The organism is Anseongella ginsenosidimutans, assembly GCF_008033235.1.
Lineage (GTDB): Bacteria > Bacteroidota > Bacteroidia > Sphingobacteriales > Sphingobacteriaceae > Anseongella > Anseongella ginsenosidimutans.
Genome location: NZ_CP042432.1, coordinates 2,198,935 through 2,218,923, shown reverse-complemented (window position 1 = coordinate 2,218,923; position 19,989 = coordinate 2,198,935). Strand labels below are relative to the sequence as shown.

Below are 19,989 nucleotides of genomic sequence, written 5' to 3'. Positions count from 1 at the left end.
ATTTGCGGTTTATTGTTCAGCCGTTGATCCTGCGTCCGGCATCACGATCGATAACTCATTGGCGAGATTGAACATGTCAAACAGGAAGGTATGATCGTCGGACAGTACATGAACCATCCCGTTTAACGGCCTGATATTGGCCGAAGCCACCAGGGCCGTGGTCCAGTTGCTCTCCGGCCGGGATACATCCGGAATAAAGGAAATGGAAAGCTGCCGGTAACCCACGTACTGCACGCCGTTTTGGTCATGGTAGATCAGGCCCACATTCATCACATCCCCGTCATAGGAATAAAAATTCTGTCCCGGGTAGATCTGCTTCACCTCAAAATCAATCTGCGGATAGTCTTTCAATTCAAAGACTCCTTCGAACAGGTAGCGCGAAAGATACTTGCGCCATAAAAGGGTGTCCACCTGGTTAAGCGTTTTAATGGTATCCTTCCCGCCCGAATACAGGAGATCATTGAGGATTTCCACCGTATTCTTTATGGTATTATCCGTCGGCGCGAAAAAGGTAAGCGAATCATTGGTAAATTCATCTTCCAGCCCTGCCAGCCGCACAATAGTGGCCAGGGTATCAAAATGAAAGGGCTGGGAATCGAGGTATTCGATAATGCTTCCCTCAAACCGCGGGTCCGACACGCCGCCATCCATATAATATTCATCTTTGGAACAGGATGCGGCCAGGAGAATCAATCCTGAAAGCAGCCAGGCTGTCCGTTTCAAATGCTTATTGTATCTGTTCATTGCACATTTTTTTGGTAAAGGCTTACTGTCCGCCCCCAGCCAGTAAGTATTGAGGGTCATAAGCGGGTTATTGTTCTGAACGGCAGGATCCAGGGGCCAGGTCCATCCTCCGCGATTGAACTGGTCTTCGGTAAGCGGGTAAAAACTCCAGCGGGAATCAAGTACCCGGCGGGTACGAACCAGGTCATAAAAATAATGCCCTTCTCCCATTAGTTCCCGTGCCCTTTCTGCAAATATTTCGTCTTTGAGGGCCTGCCCGCCGGAACCATTATAATTGGAGGCGCCGGCCCTCTGCCGGACCAGGTTCATCATACGGATGGCCTCATTTTCTTCGCCAAGTTCCGCCAGGGCTTCCGCCCTCAGCAAAATAGCGCCGGCATACCTGAAGATGATAATATTTCCGTCCGGGTTTACGTCTTCGCCATCTTCAATGGCGTAAACGTTGGTAAATTTCAGGAACTGGAAGGTTCCGTCGTCGGAGAACATGCCGCTATCAAACCAGACTTCGGTACGCTCATCGGCCTGGCTGGGCGGATAAAGCCGCTGCAGGAAATCGGAACGAAAATAACTGTAACTGTACTGGTGGGAAATGGCGGGCCGCTTATACGGATAATGCAGCACCATGTCTGCAAATGTATTATATCCCACCAGTTCCCCGTAGTTGAAATTCTGGGCGATTTCATAAAGGCCTTCTCTTGTTCTTCCTTTGAACAAAAGATGGAAGTCTTCAATGGGCATCAGCTCGTAGGCATCGCTTTCCACCAGTTCCTTGCCCAGGTCTGCAGTTTGCCGGTAATAATGTTGCTTATTTCCCTGATCAAAGCCCGCATTCCACATATTCATATGCATCAGCAGGGCCAGCGCGCTTCCCCGGGATACCCGGACGCCCTGGTAGGCGGGATCTTCAAAGGTCCAGGGGAGATCATTCTTCACAGCCATCAGGTCCTCTATACAGTTATTAAGCACCGTGATCATATCCGTCCGCGGCAGGGGATCCTGCTGGTAGGCTTCCCGGTAATAGGGCACATCTCCGAATAAGCGTACGATGAAAAAATAACTCAGCGACCGCATAAAGGCCCCTTCGGCTTTGAACCTTTTAATATCCGCTTCGCTAAGGTCCGGCACCTCGCGGTTATCCAATTCATAATCCAGGATATTACAGGCCTGGATCACCTGGTAGAATTCCTTCCAGCGGGTAATGTACTCGAAATGAAAGGTTGCCTGCCACCATTCTCCCCCGGTCGGGTAGCAGGCATACATCAGGTCGTTCGCCGCCAGGCGGTCAAAATAATCACGGCCGTTCCCCATCTGCGGGGTCTCAGCCATCATGCCGCAGCGGATATCCCCGGAAGCCGGCAAGAAAGGCGTGGAGCCTATCTTGGCGCGGAACAATCCATGAATATCCCAGATATAGGATTCCACGTCCTGCCGGGATTTCCAGAAATTATTTCCTGTCAGCTTGTCTACCGGCTTCACATCCAGGAACTCCTTGCATCCGTACTGCCCGGCCGCGGCAAAGGCCAGCAGCAGGCAAATCATATACTTAGACTTTTTCATTGCTGCTATCATTAAAATTCAACATCTATCCCCACATTATACGTCCTCGGCACCGGGTACCCTGCTGACATGTCACGGCCAACCGCCGACACGTTTTCAGGGTTTGGCCCGCTGTACCTGGAGAAGGTAATTATATTGTTTGCCGAAAGATACAGGCGCAGCGAACGGATCCCCCACCTGCTGATCAGCTTCTGGTCAAACAGGTAGGAAAAGGTAGCATTCGCGATCTTCAGGTAAGAACCATCTTCCTCGAACAAGGTCTGGTCAGGCCTGAAAGGTGTTTTGGCACCGTAATTCGTGTAATCAAAAGGATAAGGATAAACTGCGTTGTCACCCTCCTGGCGCCAGTAATCAATGGCCCCTATATCTACCAGCGCTTTTGCGTCAAAGGGATTTGAAAAATAAGCCAGCCGTTCCGCCAGCGCGTTATTCAAAATGGAACGCCTCCAGGTAATGGCCGCGTTCACAGCGAGGGTGAACTTCTTATAGGAAAGATAGGAATAGATACCTCCCGTGAACAGCGGCTGCAGGTTGCCGGAAGCCTTATTGTCCAGCGAATTCAGCACATAGTCCCCATTGATATCTTCCCAGATAGGGTCGCCGCCTTTAAAATAGGAATTGTTTCCCCGGTTAGTGGAATAGCGGAGGCCCGTAAGCGGGTCAACCGGCACGTCCAGATCGCTGGCATATACGCCCTGGTAGTCGATCAGGAAATTGGTAAGCGTATTCCGCCCTACGCGGAACAGGATATGCTGACCGGTCACATTATCCACGTGGATCCGCTGCCTGGCCGCATCCGGAAGCTGCAGCAGGACATCCTTGTTCATCGCGCCGTTAAAGGTAAGGCTCCAAACCAGCTTGCTCGCAGGGGGAAGTGGTCTTACGGTCAATGATATTTCATGACCGTAGTTGGCCATGGCCGCTTCATTGGTTCCCACGGTATTGAAACCAGTCACGTCCGGCAGGAATTTATAGAGGAATTCATTGTCCACCTGGCGGTAATAAGTATCATACATGATCTCCAGCCGGTTATCCAGGAAACCCAGTTCCAGTCCCAGGTTGTACTGGGTCGTGGTCTTTGGGAGCAGGTTCAGGTTGGGCAGTTCATTATAATCAATTCCGATGCGGGGATTATTATTGTAAGTACCCCTGATGACATAATTTCCGTAAAGCGCAAGCAGGCTGCCGGTGGGAACAATATTCTTGCCCCAGCTGAGCCGGAGAGAACTGTAAGAAAGCCAGTCGGCGTTTTCAAATATTTTCTCTTTGTTAAAGTTCCACCTGAACCCGATAGCCGGGTTTTTTGAATAAGGGTTCTCCAGGCCGCTCAGGGAAGTTCCGTCCCAGCGATAGGAAAAATCCAGCACGTATTTCTTCTTGTAATCATAGGAGAAGGTTCCGGCGAAGGAGGCGATCCGTTCATCGCGGAAGCCGGTTAAACCGCCGCCCCTCGAATACCAGCCGTCAAACCCAAGAGGGCCCTGGAACTGGTCATTCGGTGTTTTCTCCTGCCGGATGGCGCTGTTCTGGAACTTTTTAATATAAAATTCATTGAATCCCGAAACGTAGAAATTATGCGTTTCGTTAAAGGACCGGTAATAGGAAATCGTGTTGCGGTTATAGATCGTTGATCGCCTGCCGTTAAAACCGTACACCTCCGAAAACTGGTTATTCGCCGCCGCCGGCGTAAAGGTATCTTCGGTGTCGGAGGTATAGTCATAGCTTCCGCTGGTAGCCACATTCAGTCCCGGGACAAGCTGGTAGTTAATGTCCACATTTGCCCGCAGGTTCTTGGAACTATTGTTATTCCTGGTTTTCAGCGATGAAATAATACTGCTGGTTGTCAGGAAGTAAGAGGGGCCCGGCATCAGCGAAGAGGTAGCCGCGTTCTCCGCGACTCCCCGGTTTATGAGTCCCTGGCCGCTGCCCACGCTTCTTTTTCCCATCGCACCGAACAAGGCTCCGTAAACCCTTAGCTTTTCGCTGGGGCGGTATTCCATATTCATATTCAGGGAATATCGGCTGAAGCCGGTATTTTCCTGTACCCCTTTTTCATTATAATAACCCAGGTTGCTTTTGTAATTGAACTTGGGGTCGCCGCCGCTGATGGAAATATTATGGCTGTGATTAAAGGAATTCCCGAAAAACACATCCTGCCAGTCGGTGGAGTTTGCATAAAAGGGATTCAGGCTGTCCGCAAGAAAGGGAGTGGTGGATATCCTCAGGATATCATGATAATATCCGTTTTCCAGTATTTGCTGAATGCGGGTATTCCTTTCGAATTTCCCGCCCAGCGTTGTCCTGAGCTGGGGCGGCGTATTTAAAAAGAAATTCGAGTTGTAACGTACGATCGGGATCTTGGACATGCCCCGGCGGGTGGTGATCAGGATTACTCCATAGGCGCCCCGCGAACCGTATAATGCGGTTGCCTGGGCATCCTTCAGCACCTCTACGCTTTCAATATCCTGCTGGGGAATCAGCGACAGCGGGCTCATTCCCGGGCTGGGCGTCTGGAAGCCGTATTCAAAATTACCGTCGGACTCAATGGGCACCCCGTCCACCACGTATAAGGGAGAAGTCGGTGTGAGAAAGGTTTCATTTCCCTGTCCGGTTACGCTCAGGGCCGATAATCCCCGCAGGGCCGCTGATCCGCGGAAACCGGGAGCGCCCGTATTTACCTGGATATTCAGGCCGGCTACTTTCCCCTGCAGGAGCTGTTCCACGTTAGAAACAGGCACATCCTGCAGCTCATCTCCGCTGATCACTACCGCGGAGCCGGTGGTCAGCTCGCGGGCCTTTGCCCGGTAGCCGACTACCACCACCTGGTCCAATGATGACTCTGATAGTTTTAACGGTACGTCCACGCGCGTCCTTCCCGCCCTGGCGGTTACACGGAAATCCGCGTATCCCAGCAGGCGGAAGATCAGCCGTGCGCCTTCATCCACGGTAACGGTATATTCGCCGTCCAGGTTGGTGACACCAATCCCCTCCATCTTATCCCCGTCCACGTAAATAGCTACCCCCGGCAGCGATGTCTGCGCCTCGGAATCGGTTACCGTTCCGCTGACGGTCACCTTGTTCTGCGCCATGAGCGTGCCCGGCAAGATCAGGGCCATCAAAAAACCAATCCATGCAATAATTCCTGTTTTCATGCTATTCGGTTTAGGCATAGGTTACTCATCTTGAAATTTCGGGTTATCATAAAAGAAATGGAATACGATCTCCCAATCCCCTTTCTGAAAAATATTGAAGTTCAGCGAAAGCTCCCCCACCTGGGTAAAGCCCCCGAAACCGCGGCGGTCGTATCCGAACTCCACGCGCGCCTGCGAGCCGTCGCTGGTGGTATAATTCGTGGGCATCCTGATCAGCGGCACCGGATAAGCGATGTCATATTGCACATATTCTTCCGTCATCTGGCGGTTAAATCCATGCACAAGCTTGTCCCAGCGGGTAATATCAAAAAACGCAGGATTGATCTCCACGGAATCTTTATTCAGGAAGCGGAAACGAAGCGAATTGCCGTCGCCGGTTCTCCTGAAATAAACCCGTACGTCCTCGCTTTCAAGCGGCAGGTCGGTGTCCTCGCCAATGATATTGGATACCCCCGGATGCACGTAAAAAAGTACGCTGTCTCCCAGGGTTCCGTCCCATACTTTTCTTTGGATTCCCGTAATAGGGTCCTTATCGGAAGGTTCGTAAGGCCTTTCGCGGAAGGGGATCAGTTCCAGATCCGTAATCACCCGTTCGCCGCCTGAATTGAAGAAACGTACGTCAAACAGGTAGCCGGAATCAGGCTGATGCCGTACGAGGCTATTGCCCGCCGACGACATCAGGGCCAGCTCGCCGGACTTTTCCCGCACTTCCCACAAGCGTCGTTCTTCCAGCTTCCGCTTTGATTCGATTTCCTCCAGCGAAGTTTCTTCCCCGGTATAGGCCGCTGTCCATACAAGTACGGGCTTCACCTGGTCCAGGTCGGAAGAAGGTGTGCCATCCCTCAACCGCACGTTCTCTATCTGAAAGGTCATGGGGATCGTGGAATTGTCCCCGTTAAAAATATTGCTGTACAAGGTGGTACGGCCCAGGACGGGCGTAAAAACCCGCTGGGTATAATTTGCCTTGTCGCTCAGGTAGTCCAGGTCCTCCGGCAGCGGGTACCATTCTTTACACCCGGCAAGCCCCAGCGTGAAGGCGAGCAGGTAAACCAGTTTCGGACTAAATATTCTGCAGTTCATAATTATCGGCTAAAGGTGAATGATTTCAGGTCAAAACTGTCGCTGTCGGTATGGAAGGTCAGCACATGTTCTCCTGCTTCCAGGTGAACCGTTACGGAAATGTCCGTCATATTATCATATCCTCCCGTATTGGGGATATCCATACGGCCGGTTATATCCACACCGTCCATGGCCAGGTGACAGAACTTATCATTGTTCGGGGTCGCGGCTGTCACAGTAAGCGTATAATCGCCGGTTTCGAGGACATTCACCGTATAATTCATCCACTCGCCGGTACCGGTCCAGCCCACTTTGGGTTCGCCGCCGCCGGTGTTGCCAATATCCACAGCTTCGCCAGGCCGGTACTGCCTTCCGTTATTCCCCGAATCATTATCGTGATAGGCTACACCTTCGCCGCCGAAATCGAAATCAGCTGCCTGTATCGTTCCGGGGATTACCGCCGGCTCTCCGTGGAAAGGCATCAGTTGCGCCGGAGAAACGTGGATCCGGTTCAGGTTAAAGCCGGCAATCTCAATATGCAGGCTAAGTTCATGCTCTCCGGCCTCCAGATACACCGGGGCGCTGCTTATCGTGGCCCAGTTCTGGTAACCTCCTGAATTAGGCACGATCATTTGTTCCGTGATCGTTTCGCCATTCAGTTTGTAGTGGATCCGTCCGCCGTCACTTGGGCTGGCCGTGCGGGTGTGGATCACATAATCACCGGCTTTTTCCACGTGAATGGTATACGCCAGCCATTCTCCGGAAGCGGTCCATCCGATGTTAAAGGTACCTTCGGAAGCACCCTCAATATCCACGCTTTCGTCTTGCCGGTATTGCCCGCCATTATTGTTAATATCATAATCGAAGTATCCGCCGCCCGGGCCTCCATTGTTGAAATCTTCCGCTTCAATCGTTCCCGGTATGGCAAAGGGCGCGCCCAGGAACGGCCCTTTCACAGCGGGCACAAAAACAAGACGGTACACGAATTCGTCAAAACCGAATACATGATCGGAAGTAAGGATATGTATCATCCCGTTTGAGGTCCGTATATCTATGGATTCGGTAGGCGTACTGGTCCATTCCCTGGTATATAAACGATCCTTAGTATCACTGTAGGTAATAATGGTAGGCCCGCCGTCTATCTGTCCTTCGGAATCGGTATCCGTCAGGCCCGCATGCATAGGCAGCCCGTAGTTTACCGAAAAAAGGTTCCGGCCATCCTGGAATGCCAGGCTGTCACTGGGGTAAATGCCACGCACCATGTACTTGGAGATCATGGTGTCCAGCTGGGTACTGTTCACATTTGACAGGTAAACCGGTGGGCGCCCTTGCTGTTTCCGCACATTATTCATACTGGTAAGCGCCAGGATGAAGCTTTGATTGGTTGGAGCAAAGAGCGTAAATTTTCCTTCGTTCAGGCTATCGACAAGATCCAGACGCTCCACGACATAGATCAGCGAGTCAAATACGTTTTCCTTGCTCTGCAGGTATTCCCAGGTTGTGCCGGAAAAAGTCTTCTCCACGTTTTCATAATCATAAAAACCTTCCTTTTTGGCACAGCCTCCCGCCAGCGCAGCGGCCAGGCCCAGCGCGAGCATATGTTTAAATGAGCGTTTCAGGTTTAACATACATTCAGGGTTAATTATTTCCAGTAAGGAGTCTGCACCAGTTCCGGGTTCTGCGTGAGCAGCGAGCCGGCAATGGGCCAGTAAATACCTCCCTCATCGATCAGTTTTTGGAATTCAGCCGAGTTGCGCTTGATCTTCATATAGCGCACCATGTCATACCAGTGCCAGCCTTCCCCGAGCAACTCCCTTTTTCTTTCCTTGAAAATGGCATCGACCAGGTCGCCGTCCCCTTCCTCGAAGGGAGGCAGGGCGCGCAGCCCGCGGATGCTGTTCAGCAATTCAATGGCGCCGGCCGGGTCGTTCAGCGCGGCAAGCGCCTCTGCCCTCAGCAAGGCTATATCTTCCAGCCTGGTGAATACAACGGCGCTGGAATACATACGAAAGGTAGGATCGGCCACACCGTTACGGATCACTTTTATCTTGCTGAAAATGGGAACGCTTGTATTGAAGGCGGAGAAATAACGCTCGGAAGCCGGTTCGCCCGTAAGCGTATCCAGGCTGAAGCGCTCATCCAGGGGTTCGTCAAAAATGCTCAGTATGGTGTCTTTAGGAATGTAAATATCAGGGAGCAGCTTGCTTACCACCGGCCGCGCCAGGGTAAGTTCTTCGATATGCCCGGTAAAGGATTGTTCAAGATGCTCGAAAAGGAAGTTCAGTGCAAAAAGGTGATTGTTCTGCCTTCCCATAAAGAACCCGTTTGAATTGGTCAGCGTATTCGTGTTCAGGTAAGCATGCCCGCTGCGCGTATAATTATCGAGTACCACTTTTGCATATACGGCGGCATCGGCATATTTACCCTGCCAGGCGCTCACATGAGCCAGTATCGCATAAGCCGACAGCTTCCTGGCAAGCGCGCCTGCCCAGCGCCCGGAATCTTCGTTATAATAATTTCCGGCCTGCTGAGGGTCATTCTGACTGTATTGATAAGGCAGGTCCCGCGCCGCGGCAAGGAGTTCCTGTTCTACGAAGGCAAGGATGTCTTCTTTGCTATCCCGGGGTTTATTCTCAAACTCCCCGTCATGCGAAGTCGTGATCAGCGGCACATCCCCCACACCCGGACCATGTAAAAGTAGGCGAATGCCCTGAGCAGGCGTATCTGGGCGATATCTACGGCCATATTCTGGTCTGAGTACCGCGGGTCCTTTGCCTTCACCTCATGCACGCGTTCCAGGAAAATATTAGCGGAATTTACGACCGCGTAAAATCGCCGCCAGTTGGAAGCCGCCTCCACAAAGGGATAGGCCGCATTGAGGTTATTATCAATAACCGCCTTCAGATCCTGGCGCCGCAGGCTTTCAAAGCTTCCCATACGCAGTTCTCCGTGCAGCCAGTAAGCGTTATGATCCGCCAGCGCCGCCCGGGTAAGCCCGTAAGTACCCATTAGCGCAGCCCGGGTATCCTGAAGGGAATTCCACATATTTTTCTCGCCCACTACGCGGGTAGAATCAATTTCCAGTTCTTTGGTGCAGCTGCTGCTAGCTATAAACAGTATTACAGCAAGCGGAAATAAAATACGATACCTGATATCTTTCATATTGCATGCATTAAACTACAGATCCATTTTAACCCCAATGGTGTATGTCCTGGGGATAGATAAGCCGTACCCGGTATCGTAACCCGTGTAATCAATCAGCTCGGGGTCACGGCCGGAGTAGGGAGTAAGGGTGAACAGGTTATTTGCTGAAAAGTAAAGGAACATCCGGCTGATCCCGGGAACCTTCTCCGTGAACCAATCCGCGTTGGAAAGATCGTATCCGAGGGAAACCGTCCTGAGTTTCAGGAAGGATGCATCTTCCAGGAATAAATCCTGATCGGTTCTGTAAGGGATCACAGGGCTCCAGGGGTTGTACACCGGGTACTGTTCGTAGTCCCCTTGCTTTTCCCAGAAAGTGATCTCTTTTACTGAGTTCATTTCAATACTGCCTTCCCGGTTAATGAAATCAAAACGGTTGGCCATCGCCTGGTTCAGCGCGTCCCTGCCCAGCATAAAATAGAGATGCAGGTGCAGCGTCCAGTTCTTGTATTGCAGGTCATTGATAAACCCGCCGGAAACAAGCGGCATGGAATGCCCCGTGAGTTCCTTATCCTGGTTATCGATCATGTAATCGCCGTTCAGGTCCTTCCAGCGCGGGTCCCCGGCCATTAGTGAAATTCCGTTATAATGAAGGGGAAGATTCGTTTCAGGGTTCACCGGGACTTCTTCATCACTATTATAAATACCTTCGTTCTGATACAGCCAGTACTGGTCAATGGATTCACCCACTTTCAGCAGCCTGTTCCCTACCACCAGTTCGTCAAGCCCGCCCGGCAGGGCCAGCAATTCATTCTTGTTATAATTCAGGTTCAGGGAAGTATTCCAGTTCAGGCCGCTTTGCTTCTGCAGGATGTTGGCACTAACGCTCAGATCCACGCCTGTATTAAGCACCTTCATCCCGCTTTCGTAGGCAAGGTTATAACCGTATTCCGCATAAGCGGGTATCCCGATCAATAGTTCGTTGTCGGTTTTATAATATCCTTCCAGCGAAAGCCGGAGCCTGTTATCCAGGATGGCAGCATTTACGCCCACGTTGACCATGTCCGTATATGCCCAGGGAATATCATAGCCTACGTAGCCGAGGCTGTAAGGCCGGTTCAGTGTGGGAAAAGCATTGAAGGAACTTGCAATGGGATTTCCTGTCCACCCGATGTCTACCGTGTACTGAGGCCCCTGAGCATAACGGTCGTTCAGCTGCAGCCGGCCCATTCTTCCCGCGCTGGCATAAAGTTTCAGTTCGTCCAGCCGGTCATTGGTCTTTAAGAGGTCATTCTTAATATTCCATGCCGCGGAAACAACAGGTGACACAAACCAGCGGCTGTCAGGCTGGGCGTTTGACGAGCCGTCGTTCCTCAGCAATAAGGAAAAGGAATACTTGTCTTCGAAATCATATACTCCCCGTGCATAGTAGGAAATGAGCCTGCTTTCAGTCCGGTCAAGGAACTTAAATACCATAAAGCGGCTGAAACCGGTTGGCTCCAGGTAATTTCCCAGGTTAGGGTCAGCGTGCAGCAGGTTGATCTTTATAAAGTCATTGGGGCCCTTGTATGCGTAAGCGTAATTGTACCGGTGCAGGTCCGCCTGGTAGGATTGACCCGCCTCCAGGTCAAGATGATGGCGCCCGTTCCAGTCAAAGCTGTAGGACGCTACATTATCTACCATCATACGCTGGTTATAGCCGTAATAATTCGAAACATAGCTATTGGTTTCCAGCAGCGTTCCCGGGTAGAAAATATCCCTTATCCCTTCGTTGTAATCAACGGAAAACCTTGAGTAGAAATTAAACTTTCCGAAGTTAAGCCCTACCCTGAAATAGCCGTCAATTATATTGTTCTTGTTATCATCGAATGATTTGGAAAATTCATCCAGGTATTCCTGGTAATTCGCCTTATTCGGCGCCAGGGGAAGACTCAGGTCCGGCAGGTATTTCATCTCTGCAAAGCGGTCGCGGAGGCTCCTGTTACGATCCCTGTCAAGCCTGTTTGCGTTGACCATGGTAGAAACTGACAGCCATTCAAAAGGAAGCATGTTCATGGCGAACATGGCGCCGGATCTTGTCAGCCCGGTATTGTCGGCAATCCCATTGGTTTTCTGCGTTCCCAGGGCAAACCTGAAATTGGCCCTGGCTGACCCTCCTGTAATGCTGGCGTTTATTGAGTGTACCATCGAATTGCGATAATACAGGTCGTTCCAGTTAGAGGGGCCGTAATAAGCGGAATTAAGCGAATCCTGCAAATACAGCGGGTACCGCTGGCGCTCGGTTATTCCTGCATACCGCTCGTAGAATTGCTGGCGAAAGTCATTTTCAAATACGCCGTTTATCGTATGTACGTTGTCTTTCTGCACGACTCCTACGTAAGAATCAAAGGTGATCCGCCGCCTGGATTCCGGCGATCTTGTTTCTATTTCAACCACCCCGTTCACTCCCCTGGGGCCGTAATGACCCGCCGAAGCAAGGTCTTTAAGTATGCGTATGGATTTAATATTAGAGGGATCAATATTTGTCAGCAGGTTGGTAGCCGGCCCTATCCTGTTAAAATCATATTGCTGGATATCGTAAGCAAAAGGATGTTCTCCTATAAGCGGAATCCCGTCTATCACCACCAGCGGACGGGAAGCGGCCAGGTCACGGGCTTCCAGCAGCGGACGGGAAATGCCACGTATGAAAATATTCATGTCCGTTCCCGGTTCCCCGCTTGCTTCCTGGACATATAATCCCGCTGCATTCCCTTTCAGTAATTGCTGAACCGAGTTACCGGGATACAGTATATCCGCAGGATCTACCGTTACGGGTTCGATAATGCTGTTAAAATCAGCCGCTTCATAAAAAGCGCTGACAGACAGGGAATCGTTTGCCGTGCTGTCACTTGCCGTGGTATCCGCCGGGGCAATCGTGTCGGACGGAAGGGATACGGTATAACCGGAACCCGGGGATGACCCCGAACATATAAATGTGTAATTCACAAGTAATAAAGTAAGACCAATCCCAAAAGAACGCATTGGATGCATATACTATAATTTTAGGTAAAGCAATTAGGCCGGGTATCCGGATCAGTAGCTTAACGCAGTACTGTAAGAAAATCTGGGTTACTGTTTACATATGCCTGAGACAGAAACTCATGCTATGTTGTAATAAAACAGCGGATTAAAAGGATTGAAAAATGTTTTTCTTAAAAAGAATCGGGGAAGAGGGAGTAATAATTTGCACATCATATCAAAAGGTTTAGGGGTTAAAAATTTAAGCGACTTAGTTGTCTTAAATCATACTAAAGTGAAGGTATGGAAAAAAAGTATTTACTTCAAAATTATTTCAAATTTATTTTCGTCTCATTTTAATAAATCTAAAATAGCCCAAATTTTCCTGCGTATTGCAGAGGAACTTCCGTTATAGTTATTGACAATAAATGCAAATACATACTTCCGCCCGTCTGATGCGGTATGATAACCCGTATATCCCCGCACGCCCTGGATAGAGCCGCTTTTCATCCGCATTCCGTTTTGTAACGGAAGGCTTTGATAAAAATCACTGAACCAGGACTCATTGCGGGCCTGCTGCAGAATCCTGGCCATTGACGAAACGGTGATACGGTTCGCAGGACTGAGCCCACTTCCGTCCACCATTGCCAGGCTGGCTGAGTCAATGCCTTTCCCGGCCCAGAACTCGCGGATTACCTGCACGCCGGCACCAGTGCTGCCTCGTTTCCCGCTTTCGATGGCCAGGGTTTTGACCAGGCTTTCCCCGTAGAGGTTGATGCTTTTATGATTGAATTCCTTTATGATCTCTGCCAGGGAAGGAGATGTAAAATCAGCGATACCCGCGGCGACAACCGGTGTTGAAGCGCCTTCCAGTTGCAGGCGCCTGCTGGTTCCGGCTTCCCCCGAGACCGGAATGCCGCTCTTTTCCAGGGCTTCAAGAAACCGGTAAGCGCACTCGAATGCCGGGTCGGGAATAGCAGCTGAAATGGCCCGTTCGCGCTCATCAATGGCATAGGTACCCCGCAGGTACGCAATATTGCGGTAAGGCGGAAGATATGCGTAGGCTCTGTCGCCGCTGCCAGCCGGCCCTGTCTGCAATTCATTCACAAATTCCAGGTAGTCCATTTGCGGCCGGGTACCGCTCATCTTCACGGGCCCGCCTACCTGGGAAGGCGCCAGCAAAATATCAAATTGGTTCTCCCTCCAGTTCAGCGCGCTGCTGCCCGCCCCGTAATAATTGCCAATATCATCCCATTGCCAGCCGCCCGGGATGGTTTGGGTACCCATCCGGCTGTCATCTCCAATGATACGGCCTTCGATACGCTGTATGCCGGCCTTTTTTACGGCAGCTACCCAGGTTTCCAGCACTACCGCCCCGGCGGTTTGCGGCCAGCGCCAGGAGCCCAGCGTAGGATCTCCGCTGCCGCGGATAAGGAGGTCGCCTTGCAGCACGCCGCCTGGCCCGAGTTTTCCTGTATACGAGAGTTGTGTCCGGTAGCGGTAATCCGGACCCAGCAAGCTAAAACTGGTAATGGAAGTAATTGTCTTGAGGGTAGACGCGGTTGCCATTCCGGTATGCGCATTACGGGCGAAAACAGTTTCGCCTGTCCGGGCGTCCAGCACGCATATCGCGGCAATCCCATACCGCATTTGTTCATCCTGCTCGAAACGGGAAAAGGCGGCAGCCAAGTGGGACGGCTGCGCCAGCAGGAAATTTCCTGAAAAAATTAAGAGTGTACCTGTAAGTATACTGTAAAAATACGCCATCTGTATCAATTCAGGCGGCCTGCCCTTGCCGCTGGCAGAAGGCAGGCCGCCTGAATGCTGTCGCGCCGCCCTCAGGCAGTCACCGGCCGGGCAAGCATGCCCTTTTTAAGAAGGTATTCCGCAATCTGTACCGCGTTAGTTGCGGCGCCCTTGCGAAGATTGTCCGCTACTACCCATAAATTAAGGGTTCTGGGCTGGCTCTCATCCCTGCGAATCCGCCCTACAAATACTTCATCCCTGTTATGGGCATCCAGCAGCGGCATCGGATATTCTCCTTTTGAAGGATTATCCTTTACAATAATGCCTGGAGTGGCCGCCAGCAGCGCCCGCACTTCGGCAAGGTCGAATTCTTCCTCAAATTCAATATTTACCGACTCGGAATGGCCGCCCATAACCGGGATACGGACCGTGGTAGCGGTAACCCGGATGGAATCGTCTCCCAGGATCTTTTTCGTCTCGTTAACCATTTTCATTTCTTCCTTGGTATATCCGTTATCCAGGAAGGTATCGATCTGGGGAATGACGTTCATGTCAATGGGATACGGGTAGGCTTTTTCGCCTTCGCGCCCTTCGCGCTCGTCCATTAACTGGTTTACGGCCTTAACGCCGGTACCGGTAACGGACTGGTAGGTGGAAACAACCACCCTTTTAGCCCCGTATTTTTTATGCAGGGGGTCAAGGGCAAGCACCATCTGGATGGTGGAGCAATTAGGATTGGCAATGATCTTATCTTCTTCGGTAAGTACGTCGCCGTTTATTTCGGGTACGATCAGCTTCTTGTCCGGGTCCATCCGCCAGGCCGAGGAATTATCGATCACGGTAATACCTGCTTCAGCAAACGCCGGCGCAAGTGCGAGAGATGTGCCTCCCCCGGCGGAAAACAAAGCAACAGCAGGTTTCATGGCAATGGCATCCGCGGCGCTTACCACCTTGTACTTCTTTCCCTTAAATTCAACTTCTTTACCAACGCTCCTTTCAGAAGCTACCGGGATAAGTTCATCTACGGGGAAATCACGTTCCGCGAGTACTTTTAACATTTGGGATCCTACCAGGCCGGTAGCCCCAACTACTGCTACTTTCATTTGTTTATAATTTGAGATTTAGTTATTTTTAACTCACCTACTGAAACATCTACTGATTTGAAACACATCTGCGATGAAAACGTTTTATCTGACCCTTTTCACCTTTTTCAGCTTATGCGGCAATATCGCTGCCCAGTTACTGAACGACTCCTTTACGGACGGAAATTTTACTTCCTCGCCTTCCTGGAACGGCGATACAATTGCCTGGCGGGTAAACGAACATTTACAGCTGAACACTAAAGATGCCGCTGTAAGCCAGGAAGTTTACCTGTCCACACCACTCCCAAACAGCAAAAGTGCGAAATGGGAATTTCTTTTACAAATGAATTTTGATCCCTCGGCAGCTAACCGCTTTAAAATCTATCTTTTTTCCGATAGGCCGGGGCTGAAAGGCCCGCTTAACGGCTATTACCTGCAGGTGGGTGAAAGCGGAACGGAAGATGGATTTGACCTCTACCGGCAGGACAGCTTGTCGGTTACCCGCATCTTCAAAGGCCCGGCAGTAAAAAGGCCATCACCGGATACATTAAATTGCCGGTTCAGCATTCGCCGGGACAGCCGGGGAAACTGGGAAATAAGCGCCGACCCTGCGGGAGGCAAGAATTTTATTTCCTATGGAACCGTCCGCGACCCCAGCCATGAACCGGCAGGGCACTTCGGCCTGCTCGCCGCCTATACGCCCACCCGCTCTGGACGCTTTTTCTTTGATGACTTGCTTATTACTGATCCGGGGCCCGGCGCGGTCATTCCGCCGCCGCTGGTTGAATGGGGCAGCCTTCTGATAACAGAGGTATTTGCGGATCCCAGCCCGCAGGCAGAAGATCTCCCGGAGGCGGAATTTTTCGAACTGTATAATGCGTCCGACACGGTCATTCACCTGGCCGGCTGGACCTGGCGGGACAAGCATGCCGAGGCCGGTTTTGGAAGGGATAGTATTGCTCCCGGCGAATACCTGATCATCTGTGATGAAGAAAACCTCGATGCGTTTTCGCCATACGGCCGTGCGGCGGGCCTGTCTCCCTTCCCCTCCTTAAATAATACCGGGGACCGCCTGCAACTATCAGCGCCGCAGGGCAAGCTCATTGATACGCTTAGTTATTCCGATCAGTGGTACCGCGATCCACTAAAAGCAGAAGGCGGTTTTTCGCTGGAACGCATCGCCTTTTCGCTCCCTTGCTTCCAGGAAGCAAACTGGGCCGCCTCTGTTTCCCCCGCCGGGGGAACACCCGGGGCAGCCAGTTCACTCAGCGACTCCATTTCCAGTGGTCATTTTGCTTTCCTGGATATGATCATACAGGACAGCCTGACACTGGAAGTGAATTTCAACACATTTCCGGAACCGGTTTCCGCTCTTGCGGCCGGCAATTACATTCTGAATAACGGCGCGGTGGTAAAAGCCATCCAATTCACAGAAGACAGGCAGGGTGTTGTACTATTCCTGGAGGAAACGCTCCGGCGGGGCAGCCTTTACCGGCTGACAATGACAGGGCTGCATGACTGCTATGGCAACCAGCTCGAAATCAGCGAAAAAGAATTCCTGCTTCCGCAGCTGGCTGAACCCGGGGACGTGATAATTAACGAGATCCTGTTTAACCCCCGGCCGGGAGGCGCGGATTTCGTGGAAATCTATAATCGTTCTGACAAGATCCTGGACCTGAAGGATTTTGGCCTTGCTTCACATCCCCGGAATGATTCGCTCAACAAAGTAATCCCCGTTACGGCCGGAACCCGCTTAATTTACCCGGGCCAATATTGCTTATTGAGCAAGTACCCCGAAAGGGTAAAAGCCCAGCATTTCACGAAAGCCCCGGAAACCTTTCTTTCGATGGACCGCTTTCCTGCCTATAATAATGAAAACGGCAGCTGTGTCCTGATAAGCCGGGGCCGCCCCATCGACCGCTTTGACTACCGGGAAAACATGCATTTTCAACTGCTCCGGGAACCCGAAGGCATTTCCCTTGAAAAAGTCCATTTCGATCCTCCCGCCGCAAGACCAGGCATCTTTCGCTCCGCGGCAGCTACCGCAGGCTATGCTACCCCGGGCTACCGCAATTCCCAGTTTATCCAGGCAGGCAGTCTTTCTGCAGTAAAACTTTCCAACTCGCTCTTTACGCCCGATAACGACGGCCGGAATGACCGGCTGCTGGTCAGTTATCGCTTCCCCCGGCCTAACAGCGTGGCCAGTATCAGAATATTCAATGCAAATGGATTTTTGATAAGGCACCTTGCCGGTAACCTGCTTTTAGGCACGGAAGGCACATTGGCCTGGGACGGCAGCGGGGATTCGGGAACTCCTCTCAAAAGCGGTCCTTATCTGGTCATTATGGAAGTCTTTTCAGAGAACGGCCAGGTGGAACGATTTAAAAAATTCTGTGTGCTGGCACGCCGGGAATAGCGACAACGGGAATAGCGACAGCGAATAAACAGCCGACGGAGGCCGGGAAAAACAGCTGGTCGGAAATAAGCGGCCGGCGCGACCGGGAATAAACGACAAGCCGAAATAAGCGGCCGGCAGGGCCAGGAAAAGCGGCTGGTCGGAAATAACGGCCGGTGGGGCCGGGAAAAGCAGCTGGCGATCAACTTTTTTGTGCCGGCCGAAATACAAATACACCTGCGCAAACCACGGTAAAATAAAAGTTTAATTTATACCGAAAAAGCAGGCAATAAATTTGCTTCACATCACGACTAAAAATTTTATTTCGAATACAGCGATAATTTAAAAACGTTACAAAATTTTATTCTGTCAAAGCGGAGAATTTGTATATTTGGTAAAGAAATTACCAATCGAAAAAGACCATATGACAAGGGACAAAATTATTGTGACGGGCGCTAACGGACAGGTGGGTACGGAACTGGTTAGCGCTTTGCGTAAAATACACGGCAACTCCAATGTAATTGCTACGGATATAGATCAGCATCCTACTTCTTCGGGAGATTCCGGCCCCTTCGAATACCTCAATGTCCTTGACCAGGAGAACCTCCGGCGTCTTTTGGATACCTATCGTCCTCGTGAGGTGTATCATTTGGCTGCACTGCTCTCAGCCGTGGGCGAAAAGAAGCCGCAGAAAGCCTGGGAACTGAACATGGATGGCTTGTTGCATATGCTTCGCCTGTCGCTCGAATTTGAAGTTGAAAAAGTGTTCTGGCCCAGTTCAATTGCGGTTTTCGGCCCCTTGTCACCTAAGGAAAACACGCCGCAGCATTGCATAATGAATCCGGACAGCATATACGGGATCAGCAAGCTTGCAGGTGAGCGCTGGTGTGAATATTATGCCCTTCACCACGGCCTGGATGTACGAAGCCTTCGTTTTCCGGGGCTTATCGGCTGGCAATCGGAACCCGGCGGAGGAACCACCGATTATGCCGTTCATATTTTTCATGAAGCCTTAAAGAACCAGGCGTACGACTGCTTTCTTACGGAAAACACAAGGTTGCCTATGATGAGTATGCCTGATGCCATACGGGCAACTGTAGAGCTGATGCAGGCGGAAAAGGAAAAGATCAGCATTCGTTCCTCTTATAATATCGCCGGTATTAATTTTACACCCGGAGAACTCGCGGCCGCCATCCGCAAACATATTCCCGGATTCCGGATAAGCTATCTGGAAAACGACCCCAGGCAAAAAATTGCCGATTCCTGGCCCGAAAGCATTGATGACAGTTTCGCACGCAGCGACTGGAACTGGGAGCCGGGTTATGACCTTCCCGGCTTAACTAGCGCCATGCTGGAAAATATAAGCCGAAACCGTACTTTTGTACATGACCTTTGAGGAATTCTTTCAAAAGAAAAAAATAGACCTGCAAGCGCTCGGAAAGGAAAGGGCTGCACTTCTTGAAGAATTTAGAAAGCATTTCGGAGCAATGGGCGAAAAAAGCTTCGACCATACCAAGAAGTACTGGTTCAATAAGCTCCGGAAAAGCTACCCGCTAAAAGAAATTCCCGCAGCCCGCCCTCCCGCTGCCTCACCAGCATCCTCCGCGGCGGTTGGCGCAAACACCCAGCCGGCAGGCGGTGCAAGTCCCGATTCCGCAGCCGGCGGGAACCCTGCACCAGCTACAGCAGCCGGCACAACGCCTCCTGTCATGCCCAAGCCTGGATTTAAACCCCGCTTTAAAGCCGGAAAAACCCCGGCAGCCCCGAGCGGCGCTCCCACCGAATCAGGCCAAACCGGCGATAAAGCTTCGTTTCCAACCTCAGCAAATCCCGAAAAACCGGCTGATACAGCTAAGGTTCCTTCTTCCTCTGAGGTTCCTTCTTCCTCTGAGGTTCCATCCTCCCCTGAAAGCCAATCTTCCGTTCCGGAAAGCAGGACTGCGAGCAGCGAGCCCCAATCACAGGACGGTACGCCCCCCGCGCAGGAAAACGCCGAAAGCACATCCGGGAAATCAGCAGAGGAGCAGCAACCGGCTCCCAAACCGGCTTACAAACCAAGGTTCAGGCCGGGTGTCACGCCCGTAAAGAAGAAGGATTCCGGGGAATAAATTACCTT

12 protein-coding genes are annotated in these 19,989 nt (G+C 51.3%); 3 read left to right on the top strand and 9 right to left on the bottom strand.

Going from position 1 to position 19,989, the window contains the following annotated elements; all coding sequences use genetic code 11:
• Positions 1-9: 9 nt before the first annotated feature.
• From FRZ59_RS09210 to FRZ59_RS09175, 9 genes are all read right to left on the bottom strand, one after another.
• Positions 10-2,301: a RagB/SusD family nutrient uptake outer membrane protein gene (locus FRZ59_RS09210; RefSeq protein ID WP_147698292.1), complete on the bottom strand. Its 2,292-nt coding sequence runs from the start codon at positions 2,299-2,301 to the stop codon at positions 10-12.
• 11 nt (positions 2,302-2,312) lie between these two features.
• Positions 2,313-5,453: a SusC/RagA family TonB-linked outer membrane protein gene (locus FRZ59_RS09205; RefSeq protein ID WP_225975013.1), complete on the bottom strand. Its 3,141-nt coding sequence runs from the start codon at positions 5,451-5,453 to the stop codon at positions 2,313-2,315.
• Between the two features lie 21 nt (positions 5,454-5,474).
• A complete protein-coding gene (locus tag FRZ59_RS09200) occupies positions 5,475-6,533 on the bottom strand; it encodes a DUF5007 domain-containing protein (RefSeq protein WP_132130319.1) in 1,059 nt (352 codons plus the stop codon).
• A gap of 2 nt (positions 6,534-6,535) precedes the next feature.
• Entirely contained in the window at positions 6,536-8,140 is a 1,605-nt protein-coding gene (locus FRZ59_RS09195) for a carbohydrate-binding protein (RefSeq protein ID WP_132130320.1), read from the bottom strand.
• Between the two features lie 14 nt (positions 8,141-8,154).
• Positions 8,155-9,192: a RagB/SusD family nutrient uptake outer membrane protein gene (locus tag FRZ59_RS09190; RefSeq protein ID WP_225975012.1), complete on the bottom strand. Its 1,038-nt coding sequence runs from the start codon at positions 9,190-9,192 to the stop codon at positions 8,155-8,157.
• Complete coding sequence (locus FRZ59_RS19050) at positions 9,174-9,674, bottom strand: RagB/SusD family nutrient uptake outer membrane protein (RefSeq protein WP_225975011.1); 501 nt, start codon at positions 9,672-9,674, stop codon at positions 9,174-9,176. The genes FRZ59_RS09190 and FRZ59_RS19050 overlap by 19 nt, the downstream gene beginning before the upstream one ends.
• 15 nt (positions 9,675-9,689) lie before the next feature.
• Complete coding sequence (locus FRZ59_RS09185) at positions 9,690-12,638, bottom strand: SusC/RagA family TonB-linked outer membrane protein (protein WP_158640582.1); 2,949 nt, start codon at positions 12,636-12,638, stop codon at positions 9,690-9,692.
• A 363-nt stretch (positions 12,639-13,001) separates the two neighbouring features.
• The gene (gene dacB, locus FRZ59_RS09180; protein ID WP_132130322.1) at positions 13,002-14,417 is read right to left on the bottom strand and encodes a D-alanyl-D-alanine carboxypeptidase/D-alanyl-D-alanine endopeptidase; all 1,416 of its coding nucleotides are present in this window, start codon (positions 14,415-14,417) and stop codon (positions 13,002-13,004) included.
• 71 nt (positions 14,418-14,488) lie between these two features.
• Complete coding sequence (locus FRZ59_RS09175; protein WP_132130323.1) at positions 14,489-15,499, bottom strand: aspartate-semialdehyde dehydrogenase; 1,011 nt, start codon at positions 15,497-15,499, stop codon at positions 14,489-14,491.
• Positions 15,500-15,572: 73 nt separating this feature from the next.
• On the opposite strand from FRZ59_RS09175, the gene FRZ59_RS09170 reads away from it, so the two are divergent.
• The 3 genes from FRZ59_RS09170 to FRZ59_RS09160 all read left to right on the top strand — a co-directional run bounded on the left by FRZ59_RS09170 (position 15,573) and on the right by FRZ59_RS09160 (position 19,981).
• Complete coding sequence (locus tag FRZ59_RS09170; RefSeq protein WP_132130324.1) at positions 15,573-17,894, top strand: lamin tail domain-containing protein; 2,322 nt, start codon at positions 15,573-15,575, stop codon at positions 17,892-17,894.
• Between the two features lie 403 nt (positions 17,895-18,297).
• The gene (locus FRZ59_RS09165) at positions 18,298-19,269 is read left to right on the top strand and encodes an NAD-dependent epimerase/dehydratase family protein (RefSeq protein ID WP_132130325.1); all 972 of its coding nucleotides are present in this window, start codon (positions 18,298-18,300) and stop codon (positions 19,267-19,269) included.
• A complete protein-coding gene (locus FRZ59_RS09160; protein ID WP_132130326.1) occupies positions 19,259-19,981 on the top strand; it encodes a hypothetical protein in 723 nt (240 codons plus the stop codon). Before FRZ59_RS09165 ends, FRZ59_RS09160 begins: the two co-directional genes overlap by 11 nt.
• Positions 19,982-19,989: the final 8 nt, after the last annotated feature.